Here is a 21,248-nt window from a genome sequence, read left to right on the forward strand (position 1 = left end):
TGGTGGCGCCGGTGAAACGGATTCTGCCGGACGCTGGTGACAACGGGCCTACGTGGCCCGTCGGCTCCCGCCCTGCGGTCGGCGGTCTGGCGTCAGGCCTGCTTTGCCGCCGAGCCCGGCCGGGACACCGGAAGCGGAGGTGGAGCCGACGTTGGCCCGGCTCGGGACGCTGCCGGGCACTGACGGCACGTCACCGGCCTAGGCGGCGCCGCGCGAGTACGCAAGGCGCGTGGGCGAAGCGGCACCACCCGGCCGGCCAAGCGGTCCTGGAATCGATCCCGCGTCCAGAGCCTCGGATCCAGCCAGTGGTCCGTGCTCCGCCAGTTCGGCGATGGCGTCCCGGCCGGTCAGCGCGATCTCGTGGCGGAGCGGCGAACAGCGTCCGCAGTCGTCGCTGAGTGAGACCGGGCGGATGCCCCCTGGCAGGGGGAGATTCCGAGCCTGCCCATCGCTCGCACCGCTCTGTTCCATCAGAGCCTTGGGCACCGCCGCCTGCGCGGGCGGGGCAGGCGATGCCCGACCGCCGCGGGGCCCACGCGCGCAGCGATGGCGCAGATCTTTCGGTCGTCACGTCGGGGCCCCGTCCGGAGCTGCGAGCTTCGCGTGGTTGGCGGGCTCGGCGCCGACAGGGCGTGGGCGACGGACGGTTGGCCGGCCCGCTTCGCTCGAATCGCGGGGAGGCGCGGTCGAGATCCCGGCCCGGGGGCGTGAGCCAGGTCGTGACCGGCTCCGGAAGGTGCGGCACGGCGGTGCATTGATGGGTGGCCGTCGCCTCGGCGCCTCAAGCGCGGGCGGGGTGGTCGGGCGCGGCTGCCATCCCCGTGAAGTTGGCCAGCGCTGAAGGCCCGTACCCCGCCGCGAAAGCTGGGGGTACGGGCCTTCTTGCTGTTCTAGGCGGCTCCAGAACCTCCTGAGGGCACCCAGGCGGCTAAAGCCCGCTGTCGGAGTCTCCGCGAGCGCTCGCGGAGGACCTGCGCGTACCCCTCAGCTCCCCGGTGCCCTTCGCCGAGAGGCCTGGGGATGGTACGGGCGTGACTTCACGGTGATTCCTTGGCGGGTTTCGGGCTGTCGAGGACCACTCCCCAGGTGTCGTTGTTGATGCGGACAGTGATCTCCTGGGTGCGTTTGGTCTCGGCGAAGTGGAGTATCACTTGCTGGCGCACTGAGCCTTCGTCCAGGAAGTCAGCGGTCACCTGGCCTTGGGCGTCCTTGGAGTAGGCCTTGATCCAGGCTCGAGCTGCGGAGTTGGCATCTCCGTCCTCGGTGTCCAGGGCGGCCAGGGCGTCAGCATCCCGGTCGGCGAGGTGCCAGACGATCTGCTGGACTGTGCGAAGGCTGCCTACGGTGGGGTAGCCAGTGGTTCGCAGAGGCTGATGATTGGCGTAGTCCGCCTGGTAGGCCAACTGCTCGTCGTTGCTGGTGCACCCGGTCAGGGACAAGGTGCCCAGGGACAGGGCGAGGGCCGCGGTGAGGGCGGCCGGGCGCGGTGTCCTAGTCATGGTCATCCCCTCGACTTGGGGCGCAGGATGATGACGCGCTCGATGTAGTTGGCCTTGCGCTTGTAGCGGGCAATGGCGGCGCTGAGGGTGGTCTTGCTGGTGCCTCCGTGCTGCCTTAGCTGGAGGTCCCGGCCTGAGTTGCCCACTACGACTGCGGCGTGGTTGTACACCTTCTCCTTCTTCCATTTGAACATCACGATGTCACCGGGACGGGCGTTCTTCTTCGACACCGACGGAGCCTTGCGGTACTTCGTCATGTGGCGGCGGAAGTTCTCGGCACCTGACCAGGTGTAGCTCTTGTTCTTGATCGAGCCGAACAGGTAGTACTGCTGCCACCAGGCCCGGTCGTGTTTGCGGCCGCCGGAGCGAGTCTTCATCTTCCCGCCGTAGTAGAGGGCCTTGGAGACGAAGTTGGTGCAGTCCTGCTGGTACTCCCATTTGGTGCCGATGTTCTTGGTGGCCCACTTAGCCGTGCCCGAGCCGGCAACCGCTGCGGCGCGCAGCGCCACCGGGACCGGTCCCGCGGCCTCGTCCACGGGGAAGCCGTCGACGCCGAGGTCGATCGGCTCGTCCGGCACTTGGTCGGCGTCCAGCTCCTGGGGAGGTGCCACGTCCAGGCCGGTCCATGTGGAGGGTGTCTCGGTGAGGACGGTTTCCGCGGCGGGCGCGTCGGCTTCCAGGTGCAGGATCGGGGCTCCCCCGTTGCTGCTGAACGTGAAGCGCTGCTCGCTGTGGCCTTCGTCGGTCTCGCTCGTCCCGTCCAGGTTCAGCGAGGCGGCCTCGGTGACTGATGCCCGCAGGAATACCGCTCCGTCGGTATCGACACCGACGAGGACGTCGGAGAGCTGGGCTGTCGCATCGCTGTAGCTGCGGCCGTGCCGAGCGAGCAGGTCCCGGGACTCAAGGAGTCCGGGGGCTTGAGCGTTCAGCAGGTTGGCGAAGGATGCGCTCCGGGGGGCCGCGGCGAGCGCGGCGGCGGCCGTCGGGTATCGATCGGTGAAGAGGCCGGCTCGGGCGTTGAGGTATTGCTGGACGATGTCCCGGTAGATGACTGCCCCGCCGGGAACGCTCTTTGTGCTCACGGGTTCGGAGAGGGCGGCTGGGCTTGTGCCGTGGGCGGTACGGGCCTGCACGGATACCCGGTAGGCGGACTGGTCGGTCAGGCCGGAGATGACGGCGTACGGGGTGGCGGTGGTCAGCCTGGCGGCTTCGGTGCCGTTGTCCTTCTGTACGGCAACGGTGTATTCCAGGTCATCACCGGCCGAGCCGTTGTCCTGCGGCGGATTCCAGGTGGCCAGCAGCCCGCCGTGTCCGGGTGTGGTCCGAACGTCCTGCGGGCGGCCCGGGGCGGCAGCGGGCACGTAGTCGATCACGAACTGCGGACGCTGTGCGGCATCTCTGGCCAGGCCCGAGTGATAGACCACGGAGTCCTTGGAGCCCTTCGGCAACTGCAGGGCCAGGCCCTCTGCGCTGTCCTGCTCCAGCCAGGACTGAACGACGGGAGCGAGGTCCTGGTCCGCCAGGTGAGCGGCGTCGGCGAAGGGAGCTTCGTCGAGCAGGCCCGGAAGGCCGTCACTCTTGTGTGGGGCAGTCCAGGGTTCCAGCAATTCGTAGATCTCGACCGGCCGTTGTGCTCCACGTACGGGCGTGAGCTCCAGCTTGGCCTTGGTAATCCGCGCTCCGGCGGGCACCTTGGTGAGATCAGGCGCGACCCAGATGGCGTGGTCGGCGTCAAGGGTGAGCTGCGTGTTCTTCACAGCGGGGGTGGCCTCGCGTACCGCGGCGGTGGCATCGGTAAGCGTGTCACCGCTCAGGGACAGCGTCGTGGTCACCGGCGGCTTCGGGCTGGGTCCCTCACGGGCGGTGAGCTCCTGCTCGTAGGACCATGCCGAGCAGCCGGCGTCGGTGCAGGCGCGCATGGCCCAGAGGTAGGTGGTGCCGGAAGTGAGCGCGCCTGCGGGTACCTGGGTCGCGGCGCGCAAGCCGCTGTCCACCCACGCGTCGGGTAGGTGTACGGCGCTGAGGTTCTTGCTGTTCTCGTCGCGCAGGGCGAACTCTGCCCGTATCCGCTCCTGTGCGGGGCTGGTGACGACGCCGGAGAGCAACGGGGTCAGGGTGTCGGTGGCACCCTGCTCAAGAGCCTGCGGCATGTCCGGTAGCGCGCCCGGACGGTGGCCGGTGCTGACGGTGAACGTGGTCCAGGGCGACCAGGCCAGGTTGTAGTGCGTGCCGTCGTAGGGTGAGGTGCGGAAGCGGTAGGTCGTGCCGTCCTTCAGCAGGCCGTCGGGCGTGGTGACGGCGGCGGCGCGGCCCGATTCGACGAACGGTGAGACCAGGTAGTCGCCGACGCGCTTGCCGGTGGCCGCTTCAACCACTTCGAACGTGCCGTTGATCTTGTCGCCGTCCTTGTCGGAGAACGTGTCCCGCAGGGTCGGGGTCGTGGTGCTGACCTGCCAGGTGCCGGAGGCATCGGAGGCGTAGGGCGGACCGGCCTGCCGGTTGTTGCCGGAGCGCGGACGGAAGTTGTAGGTCACGGTCAGCTTCGGTGGATTGGACGTTGCGTTCGCCGAGCTGAACCGCTTCCAGGGCGCTACAGCGCTCTCGTTGGCCGCGCGCAGGCCCATGGTGGACTGCGCAGCCTTGGCGGAAGCCCAGTTCTGCGCGAGCGAGGTGACGTCCGCACTGACCCAACCGGCGCTCCCGCAGGCCGGGTTGCCCTTGGTCTGGGTGGAGGTTGCGTGCTTGGTGTGCATCGCCGGCTGCTTGGTCCACCGGCTTGCGGTGGTCGCCGGGTCGGCTGACCACACCTCCCAGGCCTGGGCTTTGCAGTCGGTGTTGGCCGAGTGGAAGTTCCACAGGCTCAGCTTCGCGCTGCTGACCAGGGCGTCTGCGATCGGAGCGGTACCCCAGATGATGAATGACCGTGCGGTGCGCGGTGTGCCGTTCGCGTTCTTCGTCCCCGGGTTGCCGAGGTCGAGTTCGGTGTCGGTGGACCAGTCGCGGGTCTCGCCCTGCTGGACGTAGGTGTCGAACACGTTACTGAGCGCGGAGGTGGACGGGTCGACGGTCACCGGGTAGCGGGTCTTCGGGTCGGCGAGAAATCCGGCGTCCGGGGTTACGACGAGGTCGAAGGAGTCGTCATCTTTCACGATGACGTCCATGTCCACCGGTACGCGACGGGTGTGCTCGCCGGACCGCTCGTCCACGGTGGCATCCCACATCACCGGCGCGGGCATCACCGCACGTTCCTGGCCGGTGCGACGGTCGGTGAACAGCACGCTGTTGTCGGGCTGCTGCTTGACCGTGAGTCCCTCGGCGCGCAGAGGCAGGGTGTACCGGTAGTCGGTCACGACCGGGCGCTTCTTGATGGCGACGTACTGCTCAAAACCGGTGCGGGTGGCCTCGACGATCACGTCAGCGCCCGGCACCGCCTCTGGGTACTCGGCACGATTGCCATCCAGCCGGGGCTCGGGCAGACCGCCCTTCCACTGCAGGGTGACCTGCTGGTCCCCCTCCCCCAGGGTCACCAGGTCACGAGGCTTCGCGGTACGGGCTGCGGCGAGAGAGCCTGGAGCTTTGCCGCCTCCGCCGGAGAGCGTGAGACCGCCAGGGTGGGCCTTGGGCGCGACGGTACCGTCGGCGCGCTCGGCCAAGTCGGTGTCGACTGACTGCCAGCGCCCGTCCCGTTCGAAACGGATCGGACCTGCGGTCAGCTCAGTCGTCAGGGACCCGTTCCCATGTACCCAGGTCGTGGACGTTTCCGTGCGTTCGGACAGTGCCTCGACCCGCTCCCCCGAGCTCTGGGCCGCCGTGAGAGCGGATAGTACGTCGGGCGCGGTCAGGTCTTCAGACGTCTCCTTGTCTGGTGCCGCAGATGGCTCAGCGTGCACCGAGCCTGTCGGCAACAGGACGGACAAAAGAACAAGGCCGGTTATGCCGGCCCTGATTATGCGCATGTACTTGTGACTTTCGGTCAGATGCCAGTGATACGACATCAAAGCCTAGGAGTTGCCTGTGTGAGGCAATAACAAGCAATGACCGTTTTGGTTATATTTATGACCAAATTGCGTGAGTGGTAATACTCTCGGGCGATCTTGGAACGCAGATGGATGAAATGGCATCCAGGGCGTACGGAGTTCGACATCCTCAGCCAGGACGGCGGCCTCGCCTCGCCATGCAGGAGAGATTCTGCATAGCGAGTACGCCACAGAACATGCACCCTGCAGACAGCGTTGTTGGTACCCGGAGGTAGACGCCCTCTCGAGATCGGAAGGCAGGCCTCTGAACGCTGTTCGCGAACCGGGCCGTGGAAATGTAGCGGCGCGCCAAGCCACCCTCCGGCCTGCAACCTATGCGGAGGGGGCCGCCATTTCTTCTCTGAGAGCGATCCTAAGGATCGGGGCCGTCTAGGGCTTCCAGCTGATCCGAGGGCATTCAATGGACCCACGTCGCAGCGCGCTTTGCGCTCAGCACGTAGCTGCGGTCCTAGGGAGGTGGCGTGCCAACCTGGAGGCCCCGGCGGGCTCCGTCTCCCTGTCGCCCTCGGTCGATGACGTTCTCTCCGACTGGTTTGGTCAGCAGTTCGGCATGCTCGCGACGGTGAACGGCGGCTGTCGTCCGCACCTGGAAACTTGGGGTGCAGGTAGTTGCTGCCGAGGAGGGCGGAACGTCGAGGCGCGCGTCGGGAGGAGGCGTGGAGCTCTCTGCAACCTGCCTGCCCCGTGCCGGTGTCATCGGCTGGCATCGGGGAAGGCAGGGAGCTGGCGCTCGGTGGCGGCGACTTGTGTGAGCTTCGCGGTCAGGGGCTTGAGCGGCGCAGAGGTCAGGAGTTTGTCGGCGAGGCGGCGTAGAGCCAGGCCGGTTTGGGTCTGTGGATAGGCGAAGTGCTTGATCCCGTGCGGCAGATGCTGAACACCGTCGACCAGAGGGCGCATCCAGGCTTGGTAGGCCAGCAGGGCGGCCTCGGTGTCCCCGGGGTGTGCGGCGATCTGCGCGGCCAGGACGTATCCGCTGGTGAGAGCGAGTGATGCGCCTCCCCCGCCCATCGGTGTGACACACCATCCGGCATCCCCCGCCACGACGATGTGCCCGCGGTGCCAGGTCGGCATCCTGATCTGGGTCAGCTGGTCGATGTAGAGGTCCTCGGCGGTATCGAAAGCGTCGAGGACACGGGGTGCCTGCCAGCCCGCGCCGGCATACCGTTCTCGAAGCCGGGCCAGAGCAGTTGTGCGGTCCAGGCCGGTGAGGTCGTCCCCCGGGCTGAACGAGAGGACTGCACGGGTGGTGCCGTGGCGGTCGGGCCGCAGATGGATCTGCCGTCCCCGGGTGGTGGTGTGCCAGCGCCACCGGTCGTCGTCATCCTCCGTGCGGGGGATCGTACCGAAGACCATGGTCACGTCGAGGTCGGTCCTGGTCACCTCCCCGGATGTGAAGACGCGGTCGCGCGTCGCCGAGCGCACTCCCTCGGCGACCACCAGGAGATCGCAGTCGATCTGTCGTCCGGCGGACGTGACGATGCGGACGCCTTCGGCGGAGTCCGCCACGGTCTCGATGCTGTCACCGTGAACGGAGACGACACCGGGCGGCAGATGGTCGTGGACGGTACGGGCCAGGTCACCGCGCAGCACCTCCAGCTCGGCCGTCGCACCGTCCGGACCCACGGAAGGCAGCTCGGCCGTCACCCGGCCATCCGCGTCGACGAAGACCGTCCCCGTCTCCGTCGTGTTCTGCCTCTTCACCGCCTCGAACAGCCCCATGCGGTCCAAGACCTCACGGGCAACGCCCCGCACGTCGACATTCTGCCCCCCGTCCCGGAAAGCGGGCGCCCGCTCGATCACCGTGACCTGCCACCCGAGCCGCCGCATCCAGAAAGCGACCGACAACCCGGCAATACTCCCTCCGGACACCACCACACGACGCTCGCCCATGACACGACTCCTCCGATCGGCAGGGCTCCTCGCGCAGGGCCTGCTCCCGCCGATGGTCGGGCCTCGACGCCCCTGATCACCTACCCCGCGACAGTCAATCCATTGGAGGCTGATTGAGTACGTGACCAGACGCAGGGGGCGGTCCGCCTGTAATCCGACTCTCCTGCTGGGCGTCGAGACCGGCGGTTGAGGAGCCTGTCCGACCCCCCATGGCCAGGCTTTCAGGATCCGCGTCGGGGGTCGGCGTGTACGCCGCGCTGACCCCCGACGCTGCTGGAAGACCAGTGGCTACCTCAGCGCGTAGGCCGCTGCCTGCGCGAGCGTGCTCGCCGCCTCGGAGCGCTCGGCCTTGGTCGACTTCTTGTCGGCCAGCACCTTGGCGGCCGCGGTGAGTATCTTCTTGCGCGGTCGACCGGAGGACGTGGTCGACGCCTGGGAAAGAGCGCTTGCCGCAGCCCTCTTCTCAGACTTCGTGCCCTTCTTGGACCCCACCGTCTTACCCGCAGCTGAGGCCGACTGGCCACCTGTCGTCTTCTTTACGCCCGTACCCGCCTTGCCGGGGGTCTGCGACAGTGCGCTGGCGGCGGCCTTCCTGCTGCTCTTGGTCGTGCCCTTCCGCGTGGAACGGCTGGCTGCCGAGGCAGCCTTCGGGCCCGTGCTGCCAGAAGCCTTCTTCTTCGCCATCTCGCTATCTCCCTGTTCGTCCGCCGGTTCAGCTGTGTCCGCCTGGTACCCGGACATCAGGCCAAGGAACATCGTTGCCGTACCTTCTGATCCCTCACCGACACGACGAGGTCCCCACGTTGTCGAGGTGAGATCACAGGTGCGAGGCCCAGGCCGGTCGACGGGCCATGGGAGGCTGCACCGCTCACGGAGCCCCTCGCGGACGGGCGGTAGCCACATCCGCAGCGCCGTCGGCGTCGGTAGGGTCGTGCAGATCCAGCCAAGAGTGGAGAGCGGCGTGAGCTGCCGTCTCAGCGGCCATGCACGAGCATGTCCAGCACCATCTTCCGGCGGGACGTTCCGAGCGCCCGTGAGCCAGTTGGACGTCACAGCTGGTCCTGCGGAGTACGAAAGGTGGCGTCGGCATCGCAGGCGAGGGCGCGGTCTGGGCGGGCCGGCAGCATCGTGGCGCAGTCGAAGGCCGGGGCGGCAGTTGGCGCCCGCAGTTGTGTTCACGGTCGCAGTCGCCCCTACGACGACTGCGAGTCCTCGTCGCGCATGTTCTCGATCATTTTGGTGCCGGTACTGCCGGGAACGGCTCGATGGTAGGCCTCGGCGGTCAGATGGCGATGGTGACCGTGATGCGTTTTCCGGCGCCGGGGAGGATGGCGACCGAGCAGGTTGTGGCGATGCGTTTGATGATGGCCCACCCTCGCCCGCCGGGAGTCGCCGGATCCGGAGCGGGGCAACTGCGCGGCGGTTCAGGGCTGGAATCCTCGACTTGGAGGCGCAGCCGGGTGGCGTCCGGGTTGAGGTCGGCCTTGAATCCGGTCAGGCCGCCGCCGTGCCGGAGCGCGTTGCTGATCAGCTCCGACACGGCGAGGTGCGCGTCGGTCTCGGCGTGCTGTGAGGCGCTCTTCAAAGGGTGCAGGAGGGCGGTGATCACTGCCCGGGCGCTGGCGCAGGTGGTCATCTGAGCCGGCGGGCTGTCGTCACCCCCGGACTCCGGGGTGGTGGCGGTGGCATGTAGGTCCACGGCGATACCTCATCTCTTCGGCCTGCACAGCACCCGACCGGGCGCGTTGGGAGTAACGATCCGATTACCCTCTTCCAGCCCTAGTACGCGATCCTCGGCTTCTCGGTGATGGGCCGAGGCTGAGGCCGCCTTCTGCCTGCGGTCACCTGGCACTGGCGCATCCGCGTATCACGCTCAAACCCTCCACGAACGGGTAAGGAAGGAACCCGCCCTCGGAACGTGGCGTCGTTTCCAGCGAAACGCCACCCCGACGGCGCTCCTCACCGGTCGGGAGTGGCCGTGCGCCGTGTCCAGGGCCCACTCCCCTGACCTCCCAGACCGGCTCCCCCAGCGGGCTTCGTCACGCCGGAGGAGCCGTTCCCAGCCGGCCTCCGTCGGCTCACCCGGCACCAAGAACCGCCATCCCGCCCCCGCTACGACGTCAGGAAAACCGTCAAGCGCCCCGAGACCCTCAAGGCCATCGGCAGACCTGGACGATCTTGGTAGATAAAGAACAAGCTTTAGAGGTCCTAACAGAAGTTGTTGATCATGTGACTGTCGGCCTGGCTGCTCGTTGGTCCGTTCGTGGCGAAGAGGAACTCCCGGCCGTGGATCGTGTCGGACGAACTGTGGTCGCTGGTCGAGCCGTTGCTGCCGGTCCCGGCGCCGAAGCTGGTGGCGGGGCGGCCGCGGGTACCCGACCGGCAGGCTCTGTGCGGGATCCTGTTCGTGCTCCACACCGGGATCCAGTGGGAGTACCTGCCCCAGGAGCTCGGCTTCGGCTCGGGCATGACGTGCTGGCGACGGCTCGCCGCCTGGAACGATGCCGGCGTGTGGGACCGGCTGCACGTGGTCCTGCTCAAGAAGCTGCGCTCGGCGAAGCAGTTGGACTGGTCGCGGGCGGTGATCGACTCCAGCCATGTCCGGGCCGCCCGACGCGGCCCAAAAGCGGACCGAGCCCGGTCGACCGCGCACGGCCGGGCAGCAAGCACCACGTTCTCGTCGATGGACAGGGCATCCCGCTCGCGGTGTCTTTGACCGGCGGAAACCGCAACGACGTCACTCAGCTGATGCCCCTGCTCGCCAAGGTCCCGTCCGTGGCCGGCCTGGTCGGCCGGCCACGGCGGCGACCGGACATGCTGCTGGCCGACCGGGGCTACGACCACGACAAATACCGCCGCCTCGTCTGGGCTCAGGGCATCAGACCGGTCATCGCCCGACGCGGTGTCCCGCACGGCTCCGGCCTCGGCGTCCACCGATGGGTCGTCGAGCGGACCATCGCCTGGCTGCACGGATTCCGGCGTCTCCGTGTCCGATGGGAACGACGCGACGACATCCACGAAGCCTTCCTCGGCCTCGCCACCTGCCTCATCACTCACCGACACGTCCAACGCCTTTGTTAGGACCTCTTAGACCGGTTCACCACACTCACGGGGTCTGGCCGTCTTCTGACGCGCCAACCTTCGGGCGCGTCAGACGATGATGACGCGGCGGCCCCGCGTGTGGCCTGCCCGGCTGTCGGCGTGCGCGGCCGCGGCCTCCGTCAGTGCGTAGGACTTCTCGACCGGGATGTGCAGCCTGCCGCGCGAGATGAGCGCGGCGGCTTCGGCCAGCGCGTGCTGCACGCTGCCCGCCACGCCGGAGAAGCGGACGCCGGACTCCGGCGCGTCCAGGTCCGCGATGGTGACCACCTTCCCCGGGTCTCCGGTCAGTTCGACGAGCTCGCGGATCACGCCGGAGCCCGCCAGGTCAAGTGCCGCGTCGACGCGTCCCAGGCCGCGTACCCGATCGGCCCAGCCATCGCCGTACGTCGTGGCGAGCGCGCCCAGGCCGCGCAGGTAGTCCTGGTTGGCGGCGCCGGCCGTGCCGATGACCTTGATGCCCCGCTCGCGCGCGATCTGCAGGACTGCCGAACCGACGCCGTCGGACGCGCCGCTGACCAGCAGGGTCTGGCCGGGCCGTACGCCGACCTCGCGGATGACGCGCAGCGCGGTCTCCACCACCGACGGATATCCTGCCGCCTCCTCGAAGGTCAGCCCCTCCGGCATCCGGGCCCAGGCCGCCAGCACGGCGAACTCGGCGTACGTACTGGCCCCTTCGCCGAACACGGAGTCGCCGATCTCCACTCCGCCGACGCCCTCGCCGACCTCGTCCACCACTCCGGCGGCGTCGAGGCCCACCCCTGACGGCAGCTGGGTCGGATGCGCTCCGAGGACCTGCCCTTCGCGGATGCGCCAGTCGACCGGGTTCACTCCCGCGGCACGTACGGAGATACGTATCTCGCCTGGGCCCGCATGAGGCTCCTCGGCATCGATGAGGCGGAGGACGTCGGGGGAACCGAACTCGGCGAAGCTCACTTTCTTCATGCCGCGACCGTAACACTAACCGTTAGGTTTTTGTATCTGTTGTGGTTTCGCATTTGGTAGTGTCAGCGCATGATCGAGCCGTCCGGGCGCCGCGAGCGCAAGAAGGCCGCGACCCGCCAGAAGATCGCCGACACCGCTCTGCGCCTTTTCCTGGAACGTGGCTACGACGACGTGGGCATCCGGGATGTGGCCGCCGAAGCCGATGTGGCCGTCACCACGCTCTTCTCGCATTTCCCCGCGAAAGAGGCGCTGGTCTTCGAGCGCGATCAAGGTTTCGAGCGCGGCCTCGTGCAGGCAGTCACCGACCGGGCTCCGGACGAGCCGCTGATCCCGGCGCTGTGCCAGGAGATCCACGCCCTGGTACGCCACTGCACGGCACCCGAGGCCGCCCCGGTCCGGAGTCTGATCGCTTCCTCACCGGCGCTGCGGGAGTACGAAGAGTCGATGCGGCTGCGTCACGCGGACTCGCTGGCCGCCGCCATCGCCGCCAACCTCGGCGTGCCGGAAACGTCGACGGCCTGCCGGACCATCGCGAGGTTCGTGATCGACGCCTACGCACTGGCCTGCGAGGCGACCGAGCCAAGGGACGCGGTGGACGAGGTCTTCCAGATGATCGAGGCGGCCTGGGACGCCTCGCGGTTCGCCTGAGCCACCCGTCGACCGCCCAAGGATGACACGCCCCTCTTTAAGCCCGAGCATGGACGACGCTGAACGGGCCGCACCCCTCGACCTCACCGCGCCGTGCGAGGACCCGTCATCGAGTACGAGGCTGCCCCGTAGCCTTCGCCGGGCGGAGCTTCGGCTATTGGCCCTTCTTCCGCTTCAGGGGTTCCGGACGGTGGGCCGTAACACGGACACTCCAGGCGGACGGTAGTCCTGGCACGGCGAGTGATCGCCCAAAACGGGAATGGTCCGTGGGCCGGTGCGGATAGTTCCTGCCGATCACCAGATCCATGCGTGGTCATAGTGACGCCCGTGCCTCGCCGGTCTCCATCGTCTCTGCCAGCGAATGCGCGCCGAAGGCGATCCGCACGATCCCGGCGTCGTGCCGCGTGGTGGTGGCTTCGACACCGAAGACCTCGCGCATCACACCGGGGGTGAGGACATCGAGCACCGGGCCAGCGGCGACCACCGCGCCGTGGTCGAGGACGACGATCAGGTCGCAGAGGCGGGCGGCGAAGTCGAGGTCGTGGAGGACGACCAGGGTGCTGACGCCGGTGGAGCGGATGAGGTCGAGGAGTTTCAAGCGGGCGCGATGTCGAGGTGGTTGATCAGCTCGTCCAGGACCAGCAAGCGCGGCTCCTGGGCCAAGGCGCGGGCGAGGAGGACGCGTTGGCGTTCACCTCCGGAGAGGGATGCGTACCCGCGTGTGGCGAAGGGGGCTGTAGATGTCCGGGACCTTCGGGCACCGGCCGGTGCCAGGTGAGAGCGGCCGCCCACCCGCCCCCGAAAAGCACGTGACCGGCTCCGGTCGGTACCCCTCCGTCCGGGCGTACGAGGCATCTCGCCGGGATGGAAGCGGCCGCAGGGGGCACAAGGGCTGCGAGACGACGATGTGACGGATGGTGACGCATGCTGCTCCCTTGCCCGGACACGATTCGCACGCTGCTGGCGCGCTACTACGAGCTGCAACTGGAACACTCCCAGGACTCCCACTACGAGCTCCAGCGGAGTCTGGAGGACGTGACGTACACGTTGTGCGTCAGTACCGGCACCCGGACCGTCCAGGACGCACTGCTCGCGGCGGAAGCAATCCTGCGGACGTCACCGACGGATCAGCAACCCGTACTTCAGATCCCGGAGCAGCGGTACACGCCACCTGGCTCCGCCTCACACCCCTCGGCTCCCTGAGCGCCGCGAGGCAGAGAGCCAGGTGGGTGCTCCGTGACGGGAATCGAAGCCGGCGCGGCCGGTCACGTATGCAGGCCGGCCTCGGCGGCAGAGGCGCGCAGAGAGGTGGAGTTCGCTCTCCACCCGCTGCTGTGCGCGCAGGACAGCTACTCCCTCCGAGCACATCGGGCCGGTTTCGAGGACGCGATGCTGGTCGCCTCCGAGCTCGTCGGGCATGTACTCCACCACCCCGAGAGCTCCCCCGATGTGCTCGACCACCAAGAGAACTCCCCTGGTTGCTTCCTGGTGTGCCTCCTCCACAGTGACGAGGTCACCATCACCGTGACCGACACCTGCGAGGAGATCCTTCCTCTCTGTCCACACCCACCGGCCCCTGGCGGCAACGGTCTGGCGGGCCTGGGGTGGTGGGTGATCAACAAGGTCGCCGACCAGGTCGTCGTGCAAGCCCTGCCCACCGGCGGCAAGACGATCACCGTGGCCGTGCCGCTCTCCGGTCCCTGATGCCGCTCGCCGGTTCCCGCCTCCCCTCGCGGAACCATAGCCCTCCGCGGAGCCATCACCTCTGGATTACGGGTGTCCGCTTTCTCTGTGTGATCCTCTGCGCTCCGCTCGGGCGTTCATCACTCCATACCATTCTTCCGCATTCCCGATGGCGTCAGAAGATTCCCTTCCCGACCAGGTAGGTTTCGATGTGAAGGTGCTTTCGCCCCCAAAGGAAATGCTTGATGAAGGTTCGTACCGCGAATCCGTCCGCAGCTCGTGCGATGACAGACGACTTCCCGCCCGCCCAGGACCAGCGGGTCCCGTCACCGAAGGACTCCCGAGAGATCGGCCGACTGCTGTTCGCACGGCTCGCCGAGCTGGAGGAGGGCACCGACGAACACCAGTACGTCCGTAACACGCTGGTCGAAATCCATATGAACCTGGTGCGGTTCGCCGCAAGGCGCTACCGCATCCACCAAGCCGGACAGTTCGAGGACATCCTCCAGGTCGGCACCATCGGCCTCATCAAAGCCATCGAACGCTTCGAGCTCTCCCGCGAGGTGGACTTCCCCGCTTTCGCGCTCCCCTATATCAGCGGCGAGATCAAGCGCTTCTTCCGTGACACCACCTGGTCCGTCCACGTACCCAGGCGCCTCAAGGAACTGCGTTCCTCGATCAAGGCCGCCCACGAAGACCTGGCCGTGCATCTGGACCGCGCCCCTACAACGTCGGAGCTGGCCCTCCACCTGGGCCTGCCCGAGGACGAGGTGGCCGAGGCGCTGATCGCGGCCAACGGCTACACCGCCGACTCCCTCGACGCGCCCTTGGGCACCAGCACCAACGGAACCGGCAACACCATGCCGAGCTGGGCCGAAGCACTCGGCGACCAAGACAGCAGGCTGCAACACGTGGAGAACCTGCACACCCTCGCACCTCTCCTGGCAGCTCTGGACGACCGCCAGCGCACCGTGCTGCGGCTGCGCTACGGCCAGGAGCTGACGCAGTCGGAGATCGGCGCATACCTGGGCGTCTCGCAGATGCACGTCTCCCGCATCCTCAAGCGCACCTTGGCCGCGCTGCGCGCCGGAATGCTCGACTGAGGGCAGGTACGCCCACACCCACCGCCGCCACCGAACCGGTCCAGCTCCGGCCGCGATCACCGCGTCCTGCGACCTGCGACCTGCGACCTGCGACCTGCTCAGCCTCACATGTTGGCCACAACCGCGCCCAGGACCATGCCGCCCACCAGCCCGACGGGGCTGACCACGATGGCGGTCGTGGAGCCGCTCGTGCCGGACGGTCTTGGCGGTGATGGCCACCACCAGGCCCACTAGCGCGATGACGATCGGCAGGATGATGAACTCGATCACGCCCAGGACGATCGCGATGGTGCTGAGCTCGTTGCCGCTCGCCCCGCGCTGCGGCGCACCATGGTCCTGCTGACCGGTCGGCTGGTTGCCGCACTGCGTAGTCATCTGCCACTCCTTCGGGACGGTCGCTCCGAGTTCCGATCCCGATGTCGGACCGGCCTATCGCTCTGGTGCCCCGACGTTCACTACTGGCAGCGCCACTTGGCGGACGGCGGCAGACGACAGCGGACGGCGAGAAGAAGTCGACGAGCGGCGGCAGACGGAGGTTGACGGCAGCGAACAGCCGCCGACAGCGGTGGGCGGTGCGGCGGGCTGAAGGCGGGCCACCGCTACCCTGGCCGTGCAGACCTGGAACCGCGCCGACGGGGCTGAAGGTCGCCTCGACCGGTGCGACAACCGTCCAGCTCTCGTGGGCGGGGTCCCCGCAGGCGGCCGGGTACGGCGTGTGGATACGCAGCATCAACAACGGCAGCCAGTCCACGGCCGATGAGTGGATCATCTCGGAGACGCACCACGGGATCGCGTTTCTGGTCCCGGGGACGTGGAGCTACGAGTTCTGCGTAACGGCGGTCAACGGCGCGTTGGAGTCGGGCAAGTCCAGCTGCGCGGTCGTCCCGAGGCCGGCCGGCAGCTGAGCGCCCGCAGGCAGCAACTCGACCGGTCGGTCAGCCAGTCGGCGGACGATAAGCCGTCAGACGGTCGGCCTGTGACCGCCGACGGGCAGCAAGTCCCCCGGTGGCCGGTCGGCAGCGGGCCGTAAGGCTCCGCCCGAAGTCGGGCACTCCGGGACTTCTCCGTCCCGGAGTGGCCGGCTCAGACTTCCTGCGGGTGGCCGCCGTCGCCGTCTATCACGAGCCGGTCGGTGCCGGGCTCCTCCGCTCCGTCGACCACCGTCATCTCGATCTTCCCGTCACCGGTGGTGTCGAACTGGCAGAGGTCCGGCCGTGCGACGGTTCAAAACCGCGCGGTCCCGCCGGACGGAGGATGAAACGGAAGGCCGCCGCGCCCCGCACGTGAAGTCCCGGGCGGGGAAGGGGACCCAGAGGGTTTTGAGTACGCGTACTCATGAGCGGAGCTCCGGCTGAGCGGGCGGGACACGGCGGCGGCGCGGACCAGGGCCACGGCGGCATGCGACACCAGCAGCACACCGGCGGTCTCGCTGCTCTCGGTGAACACCCCGGGTTCACGGGAGTAGAAGTCCAGGACGCCGAAGTCGTCATCATCGGTGGGCAGCAGGAAGCCCATCGTGCTGCCCACCCCCAATTTCGGCACCTCCGGCACGAAACCGGGCCAACGCGACCCGGCCTGGGTGAAGTCAGCGATCCTGAACACCCGCTCCTTGGCCGCGTGAAGGGCGGCGTTGAAGCACGGGCCCTGGCCCAGCCGGTGCTGGAGCTGGTCCAGCTCCACCAACAAAGGATCCGACGGCGCCAAGGACACCGGCTCCTGGTCACTCAGCAGCAGACGGGTCTCCTCATCCCCCAGCGCCCACAGGAGTTAGGTGCTGGGCTGGGTCCGGAACATGAAGTCCACGCCCGTGACCGTCACCCGGCGGGCGAGGACGTGGGCCCGATACGCCTGCTTCGGGGACGCGCCCTGGGCGAGCCGGTCGGTCTCGATCCGGTCCGCGTACGGGTGGCGGCCGCGCTCGCCGAACAGGTTCCGCATCTGCGCCTCGGTGACTTCCTCACCCGGCGCGAGTCCGAGCGCTGCCAGGCCGCGGCCCATCCAGCGCCCGGCCGGGACCCCGGCCTGCTCCCGGGCGGTGCGCAACTGCATGCGGGCCGAACGGCGGCCACCACCGACGACGGTCTCACCCAGGTAGCAGCGGTACATCTGACCGGCCCGGATCACCTTGATATCGACAGTCATACAGACCACGCCACACGGCACTGTCCTGTAAGGAAAAGCCGTTCAGTGGTGCGTCCCGCCAGGCGGGAGCAGCGGCCGGACTCTCTTCACCGATGCCCGCCGGGCGGGAAACGGCCCAGGCGTCCTCACTCTCCAGCAGCACCGCCAAGGAAGCACCGCTTCGTCGTGCCGCTCGGAGGACACCAGCCATGCCTACCTTCGAGACCTGCCACATCACGGCGGAGGGGCCAGCGCCTCCGCGTGTGCGGGAGGGCCTGGCCCCTGTCTCAGCGGCTGTGCCCGGGGGCTCACCCCGTGCGCAGGTCCTGCCAGCCTGTGAGCGGCATGATCCGTCCGGGTCGCCCCGGGCGCCTGGGCGGCCCGGCCTTCCCAGGCGCCCCGGCCGCCCGACCTTGCTGTACCGCGGAGACCGGACTTCGCGGGCCAGACGGTCGCTCTCCAGGATGGAGCCTAGGCAGTCGCCGTAGAGAGGTGAACACCTTCTCGTCATTGCAGGGGCACCAACCGACCCATTCGCAGTCCTCGTCCCAGACGTACTGGACGATCCGGAGGCGATCCAATCGCCGGAGGAGTCGAAGAGGTGCTGGGACTGGGTGGTTGTGGCCTTCGGTAGGTCCTTCGCTCCAGCCGCCGAGACCCAGGAGGCGATGTGCGATGAGCACCCGGTGCTCGCGCACGCGGTGCACTCCGCACCCGGTGCGCACCGAGTCCAGCCGGTGAGCACCGTAATGCGCACCATCGTCGACTCGGTGCGCTCCGTTCGGTGGACGTACTGCGCAGGGGGTGACGGTTGAAGACAGATGGCCGAGTAGCTGGCTCAGGTGGTGAGCAGTTCGGCGATCTCATTCGCAAGCTCCGGGCCGAGCGAGCCCCAGCCATCCTTGTAGCCGTAGACACTCCCCAGGCTGCGGGCGTCGTAGTCGCCGTTCAGGATGTCTATGTCGGTGGGGGTGATGAGCGCCGGGTGGGGGACACCGACGGCGCCCGAGACCTTCAGCAACTCCTTGCGCAGGGTGCGCAGGTACATCGCGGCCCGGACGCCCTTCGAGGGCGCGTCGATGCCGCGCGCCAGCCAGGGGTCCTGGGTGGCGATGCCGGTGGGGCACTTGTCGGTGTGACACTTCTGAGCCTGGATGCAGCCGATGGACAGCATCGCCTCACGGCCCACGTTGATCATGTCGACGCCGAGGGCGAACGCGACGACCGCGTTCTCGGGCAGGCCGAGCTTGCCGGAGCCGATGAAGGTGATGTCGTCGGTCAGGCCCCGCTCGGCGAACACACCGTAGACGCGGGAGAACCCCATGCGGAATGGCAGGGACACCGAGTCGGCGAAGATCAGGGGAGCCGCCCCGGTGCCGCCCTCGCCACCGTCGACGGTCACGAAGTCGACGCCTCGCTCGCCCCGCTCCATCAGGGTGGCGAGTTCCTCCCAGAAATCCATCTCCCCGATAGCGCTTTTGATCCCGACTGGCAACCCGGTCTCCGTGGCCAACAGTTCCACGAAGTCGAGCATCGAGTCCACGTCGTGGAACGCGGTGTGCCGCGACGGCGAAGCGCAGTCCTCGCCTGCGGCAATCCCGCGGATCCCGGCAATCTCGTCGGTCACCTTTACGCCCGGCAGCATGCCACCGAGCCCCGGCTTCGCGCCCTGCGAGAGCTTGATCTCAATCGCCTTGACGGGCGCGCCCGCAACCGTGGACTTGAGCTTGTCGAGGTTGAACGTCCCGTCCTCGTTGCGGCAGCCGAAGTACGACGTACCGATCTGGAGGACGAGGTCCCCGCCATTGAGGTGGTAGGGCGACAGGCCCCCCTCGCCGGTGTTCTGCATCGTCCCGGCCAGCGCCGCACCCTTGTTGAGCGCCGTGACGGCCGCGCCGGACAGCGAGCCGAAGCTCATCGCCGAGATGTTGATGACGCTCGCCGGGCGGAACGCCTTGGCGCGGCCGCGCGGTCCGCCGAGCACCTTGGCCGAGGGCAACGCCGCCTGCGGGTCGCTCAGATCGGGCAGCACACCGGCGAACGTACGCTGCTTCACGTAGGCATGACCCTGTATGTGCTCGATGTCGTTGTCGGTGCCGAACCCGAAGTAGTTGTTCTCGCCCTTCGCCGACGCGTAGATCCAGCTGCGCTGGTCACGGCTGAAGGGACGCTCCTCGTCGTTGGACGTCACGATGTACTGCCGTAGCTCGGGGCCGATCGTCTCCAGCACGTACCTGGCGTGTCCCACCAGGGGGAAGTTCCTCAGCAGCGCGTGCTTCTTCTGCACGAGGTCTCGGGCGGCCACAAGCGCCAGCCCCGTGGCGGCTGCCACACCTATGCTCCGTGCACGCATGACAAGAGTTCCTCTCCTCGACTGGCCAGACTTCACGGTGGCCATCTACCCCGCGCCGCAGAGATGCCACGCGATGCCGCAGGCTCGAAGGCACCGCCCCTGCGAGAGGGCCGCGGCGCGGCCCGTACGGGGGTCGGGCCGCGCCGCGGGCGGGTCAGAGCGCCGAGTCGAGGTGCCCGAGGTGCTCGATGAGGTTCATGTTCTCGGCGTAGTCCACCGGGCAATTGATGATTGACACTCCTGGGTCCGCCAGTGCCTCACGGAGCGTCGGCAGCAGGTCCCCAGCGGACTCTATGTGGTAGCCCTTCGCACCGAAGCTGCGGGCGTACTGGACGATGTCCGGGTTGCCGAAGTCGGTGTTGGAGTGTTCTCCCACCTCCAGGTCCATCTTCCACTTGATGAGCCCGTAGCCGTTGTCCTCCCAGATCAGCACGGTCAGCGGGATGTTCTCGCGAACCGCCGTCTCGATCTCCTGGGAGTGCATGAGGAACGAGCCGTCGCCGACAGCCGCCAACACCTTCGTCTGCGGCCTGGCGAGCTGAACCGCGAGCGCGCCGGGCAGCGAGAAGCCCATAGTGGACAGGCCGTTGGAGATGAGGCAGGTGTTCGGCGCGTACGTCGGGTAGAGCCGGGCCATCCACATCTTCAGCGCGCCGGTGTCGACCAGCACGATGTCGTCGCGACCGAGCGCGGCGCGGGTGTCGGCGATGACGCGCTGCGGGGCGAGCGGCCAGCGCTCGTCCGCGGCGCCCTGCTCGAGTTCCTTGGCCAGCAGCGTGCGGATAGCCGCGGTGTCCTCGTCGTCGATGGTCCAGCGCAGGCCGTCGAGTTCGGTGGCGAGGGCGTCGAGGGAGGCGGAGATGTCGCCGATGATGCCAACGTCGACCGAGTAGCTGTCGTCCACCTCTGCCGGGACGCGATGGATGTGGATGATCTTCTTGTCACCCTCCGGGTTTATCCGGGACGGGTCGAACTCCTGCAGCTCGTAGCCGACGGCGATGACGACATCGGCCTCCTCGAAGCCGAAGTTGGTGTAGTCGCGCCGCATGAAGCCGAACGTGCCGGTCGCACACGGGTGGTCGTCGGGCAGGACGCCCTTGCCGTGGAAGGTGGTCGCCGTCGACACATCGAGTGCGGTGGCGAACGCCGCCAGCGACTCCTCGGCGCCGCCGCGCGCCGCGCCGTGTCCGGCGAGGATCACCGGCCGGCGTGCCTCCCGCAGCAACTCCCCCGCCCGCTTGATCTGCTTCGGGGACGGTGCCTCGGGCTGCACGACGTTCCTGCGCAGCGGGCGCAGGTCCGAACCGTCCGTCGCCTCATCGACGTCCTCGGGCACGGCGAGGTAGACGGCGCCGGGCCGCTCGGACTCCGCGGTCTTGAAGGCGCGCCGCACCATCTCGGGGATGGCCTGGGTGGCCGGGACCTCCGCCGACCACTTCGTGACCGGGGCGAACATGCTCACCAGGTCCACGAACTGGTGGGACTCCTTGTAGTTGCGCTCCTTGCCGACCTGCGCGGTGATCGCGACAACGGGCGTGCTGTTCGTCATAGCGTCGGCGACGCCCAGCATCAGGTTGATCGCGCCGGGCCCCAGCGTCGCGGACATCACACCCGCCGAGCCGGTGAGCCGGCCGTGCATCTCCGCCATGAAGGACGCGGCCTGCTCGTGCCGGGTAAGGACGTAGCGGATCTTCTCCGAGCGGGCGAGGGCATTGGTGAAACGGATGTTCTCCTCGCCGGGTACGCCGAACACCACCTCGACGCCCTCGTTCTCCAGGCAGCGAACCAGGAGTTCGGCCGCTCCGTCGGGGGTCTGCTTCCGGTGCTCGGCGTCGCTCACGCTGGTCGTTTCCTCTCCTGCGATTCAGCC

General features: G+C 68.1%; 17 protein-coding genes and 2 pseudogenes. 7 read left to right on the forward strand and 12 right to left on the reverse strand.

Translation table 11 applies throughout. The features are described 5' to 3' along the window. Nucleotides 1-1,037: 1,037 nt before the first annotated feature. The 6 genes and pseudogenes from D6270_RS00315 to D6270_RS00335 all read right to left on the reverse strand — a co-directional run bounded on the left by D6270_RS00315 (nt 1,038) and on the right by D6270_RS00335 (nt 9,062). Nucleotides 1,038-1,499, reverse strand: coding sequence for a hypothetical protein (locus D6270_RS00315; RefSeq protein ID WP_109167789.1), 462 nt, complete (start codon nt 1,497-1,499; stop codon nt 1,038-1,040). Between the two features lie 2 nt (nt 1,500-1,501). Beyond that, nucleotides 1,502-3,649 (reverse strand): amidase domain-containing protein, encoded by a 2,148-nt coding sequence (locus tag D6270_RS32655; RefSeq protein ID WP_318780033.1) that lies wholly within the window; start codon nt 3,647-3,649, stop codon nt 1,502-1,504. 27 nt (nt 3,650-3,676) lie between these two features. Then, nucleotides 3,677-5,455, reverse strand: a pseudogene (locus D6270_RS32660) (DNRLRE domain-containing protein); the annotation flags it as partial. 774 nt (nt 5,456-6,229) lie between these two features. Next, a complete protein-coding gene (locus D6270_RS00325; RefSeq protein ID WP_109167787.1) occupies nt 6,230-7,426 on the reverse strand; it encodes an FAD-dependent monooxygenase in 1,197 nt (398 codons plus the stop codon). 288 nt (nt 7,427-7,714) lie between these two features. After that, nucleotides 7,715-8,110 (reverse strand): hypothetical protein, encoded by a 396-nt coding sequence (locus tag D6270_RS00330; protein ID WP_225976735.1) that lies wholly within the window; start codon nt 8,108-8,110, stop codon nt 7,715-7,717. Between the two features lie 598 nt (nt 8,111-8,708). Then, complete coding sequence (locus D6270_RS00335; RefSeq protein WP_225977018.1) at nt 8,709-9,062, reverse strand: ATP-binding protein; 354 nt, start codon at nt 9,060-9,062, stop codon at nt 8,709-8,711. A 627-nt stretch (nt 9,063-9,689) separates the two neighbouring features. On the opposite strand from D6270_RS00335, the gene D6270_RS00340 reads away from it, so the two are divergent. After that, nucleotides 9,690-10,507 (forward strand): IS5 family transposase gene (locus D6270_RS00340; protein WP_397692470.1). Its coding sequence is split into 2 segments (ribosomal slippage): nt 9,690-10,053 and nt 10,053-10,507, totalling 819 coding nucleotides; the frame shifts between segments, so codons are not numbered across the junction. 69 nt (nt 10,508-10,576) lie between these two features. Here D6270_RS00340 and D6270_RS00345 read toward each other — a convergent pair. After that, a complete protein-coding gene (locus D6270_RS00345; protein WP_109167784.1) occupies nt 10,577-11,470 on the reverse strand; it encodes an NADP-dependent oxidoreductase in 894 nt (297 codons plus the stop codon). Nucleotides 11,471-11,539: 69 nt separating this feature from the next. Between D6270_RS00345 and D6270_RS00350 the strand changes: the two genes are divergently transcribed. Further along, a complete protein-coding gene (locus tag D6270_RS00350; RefSeq protein WP_109167783.1) occupies nt 11,540-12,118 on the forward strand; it encodes a TetR/AcrR family transcriptional regulator in 579 nt (192 codons plus the stop codon). Nucleotides 12,119-12,431: 313 nt separating this feature from the next. On the opposite strand, the pseudogene D6270_RS00355 reads toward D6270_RS00350, so the two are convergent. After that, nucleotides 12,432-12,844 (reverse strand): annotated as a pseudogene (locus D6270_RS00355) (ATP-binding cassette domain-containing protein); the annotation flags it as partial. Between the two features lie 198 nt (nt 12,845-13,042). On the opposite strand from D6270_RS00355, the gene D6270_RS00360 reads away from it, so the two are divergent. The 5 genes from D6270_RS00360 to D6270_RS00380 all read left to right on the forward strand — a co-directional run bounded on the left by D6270_RS00360 (nt 13,043) and on the right by D6270_RS00380 (nt 15,809). Further along, a complete protein-coding gene (locus D6270_RS00360) occupies nt 13,043-13,321 on the forward strand; it encodes a DUF5133 domain-containing protein (protein WP_109167782.1) in 279 nt (92 codons plus the stop codon). 105 nt (nt 13,322-13,426) lie between these two features. Next, nucleotides 13,427-13,822 carry an ATP-binding protein gene (locus D6270_RS00365; RefSeq protein ID WP_109167781.1) on the forward strand — a complete coding sequence of 132 codons (396 nt, stop codon included), beginning with the start codon at nt 13,427-13,429 and terminating at the stop codon, nt 13,820-13,822. A 263-nt stretch (nt 13,823-14,085) separates the two neighbouring features. Next, complete coding sequence (locus D6270_RS00370) at nt 14,086-14,904, forward strand: SigB/SigF/SigG family RNA polymerase sigma factor (RefSeq protein ID WP_225976736.1); 819 nt, start codon at nt 14,086-14,088, stop codon at nt 14,902-14,904. Nucleotides 14,905-15,012: 108 nt separating this feature from the next. Then, on the forward strand, nt 15,013-15,138 hold the full coding sequence (locus tag D6270_RS33585) for a hypothetical protein (protein WP_264081492.1): 126 nt from the start codon (nt 15,013-15,015) through the stop codon (nt 15,136-15,138). Between the two features lie 182 nt (nt 15,139-15,320). Further along, on the forward strand, nt 15,321-15,809 hold the full coding sequence (locus tag D6270_RS00380; RefSeq protein WP_109167779.1) for a fibronectin type III domain-containing protein: 489 nt from the start codon (nt 15,321-15,323) through the stop codon (nt 15,807-15,809). 319 nt (nt 15,810-16,128) lie between these two features. Here D6270_RS00380 and D6270_RS00385 read toward each other — a convergent pair whose 3' ends face one another. From D6270_RS00385 to D6270_RS00405, 4 genes are all read right to left on the reverse strand, one after another. After that, nucleotides 16,129-16,668 carry a GAF domain-containing protein gene (locus D6270_RS00385; RefSeq protein WP_391040971.1) on the reverse strand — a complete coding sequence of 180 codons (540 nt, stop codon included), beginning with the start codon at nt 16,666-16,668 and terminating at the stop codon, nt 16,129-16,131. A gap of 3 nt (nt 16,669-16,671) precedes the next feature. Next, entirely contained in the window at nt 16,672-17,046 is a 375-nt protein-coding gene (locus D6270_RS00390; RefSeq protein WP_109167777.1) for a relaxase domain-containing protein, read from the reverse strand. Between the two features lie 817 nt (nt 17,047-17,863). Then, entirely contained in the window at nt 17,864-19,378 is a 1,515-nt protein-coding gene (locus D6270_RS00400) for an FMN-binding glutamate synthase family protein (protein WP_109167775.1), read from the reverse strand. A 154-nt stretch (nt 19,379-19,532) separates the two neighbouring features. After that, on the reverse strand, nt 19,533-21,218 hold the full coding sequence (locus D6270_RS00405) for an acetolactate synthase large subunit (RefSeq protein ID WP_109167774.1): 1,686 nt from the start codon (nt 21,216-21,218) through the stop codon (nt 19,533-19,535). Between the last annotated feature and the right edge of the window lie 30 nt (nt 21,219-21,248).

The organism is Streptomyces griseus subsp. griseus (genome assembly GCF_003610995.1).
Taxonomy (GTDB): domain Bacteria; phylum Actinomycetota; class Actinomycetes; order Streptomycetales; family Streptomycetaceae; genus Streptomyces.

Excerpts from the sequence above, each read along its gene's own strand:
- D6270_RS00390 (WP_109167777.1), bottom strand. The coding sequence starts at position 17,046 with ATGACTGTCGATATCAAGGTGATCCGGGCCGGTCAGATGTACCGCTGC.
- D6270_RS00345 (WP_109167784.1), bottom strand. The coding sequence starts at position 11,470 with ATGAAGAAAGTGAGCTTCGCCGAGTTCGGTTCCCCCGACGTCCTCCGC.
- D6270_RS33585 (WP_264081492.1), top strand. The coding sequence starts at position 15,013 with ATGTTGGCCACAACCGCGCCCAGGACCATGCCGCCCACCAGCCCGACG.
- D6270_RS32655 (WP_318780033.1), bottom strand. The coding sequence starts at position 3,649 with ATGCCGCAGGCTCTTGAGCAGGGTGCCACCGACACCCTGACCCCGTTG.
- D6270_RS00330 (WP_225976735.1), bottom strand. The coding sequence starts at position 8,110 with ATGGCGAAGAAGAAGGCTTCTGGCAGCACGGGCCCGAAGGCTGCCTCG.
- D6270_RS00315 (WP_109167789.1), bottom strand. The coding sequence starts at position 1,499 with ATGACTAGGACACCGCGCCCGGCCGCCCTCACCGCGGCCCTCGCCCTG.
- D6270_RS00335 (WP_225977018.1), bottom strand. The coding sequence starts at position 9,062 with ATGACCACCTGCGCCAGCGCCCGGGCAGTGATCACCGCCCTCCTGCAC.
- D6270_RS00360 (WP_109167782.1), top strand. The coding sequence starts at position 13,043 with ATGCTGCTCCCTTGCCCGGACACGATTCGCACGCTGCTGGCGCGCTAC.
- D6270_RS00400 (WP_109167775.1), bottom strand. The coding sequence starts at position 19,378 with ATGCGTGCACGGAGCATAGGTGTGGCAGCCGCCACGGGGCTGGCGCTT.
- D6270_RS00380 (WP_109167779.1), top strand. The coding sequence starts at position 15,321 with ATGTCGGACCGGCCTATCGCTCTGGTGCCCCGACGTTCACTACTGGCA.
- D6270_RS00370 (WP_225976736.1), top strand. The coding sequence starts at position 14,086 with ATGACAGACGACTTCCCGCCCGCCCAGGACCAGCGGGTCCCGTCACCG.
- D6270_RS00325 (WP_109167787.1), bottom strand. The coding sequence starts at position 7,426 with ATGGGCGAGCGTCGTGTGGTGGTGTCCGGAGGGAGTATTGCCGGGTTG.
- D6270_RS00350 (WP_109167783.1), top strand. The coding sequence starts at position 11,540 with ATGATCGAGCCGTCCGGGCGCCGCGAGCGCAAGAAGGCCGCGACCCGC.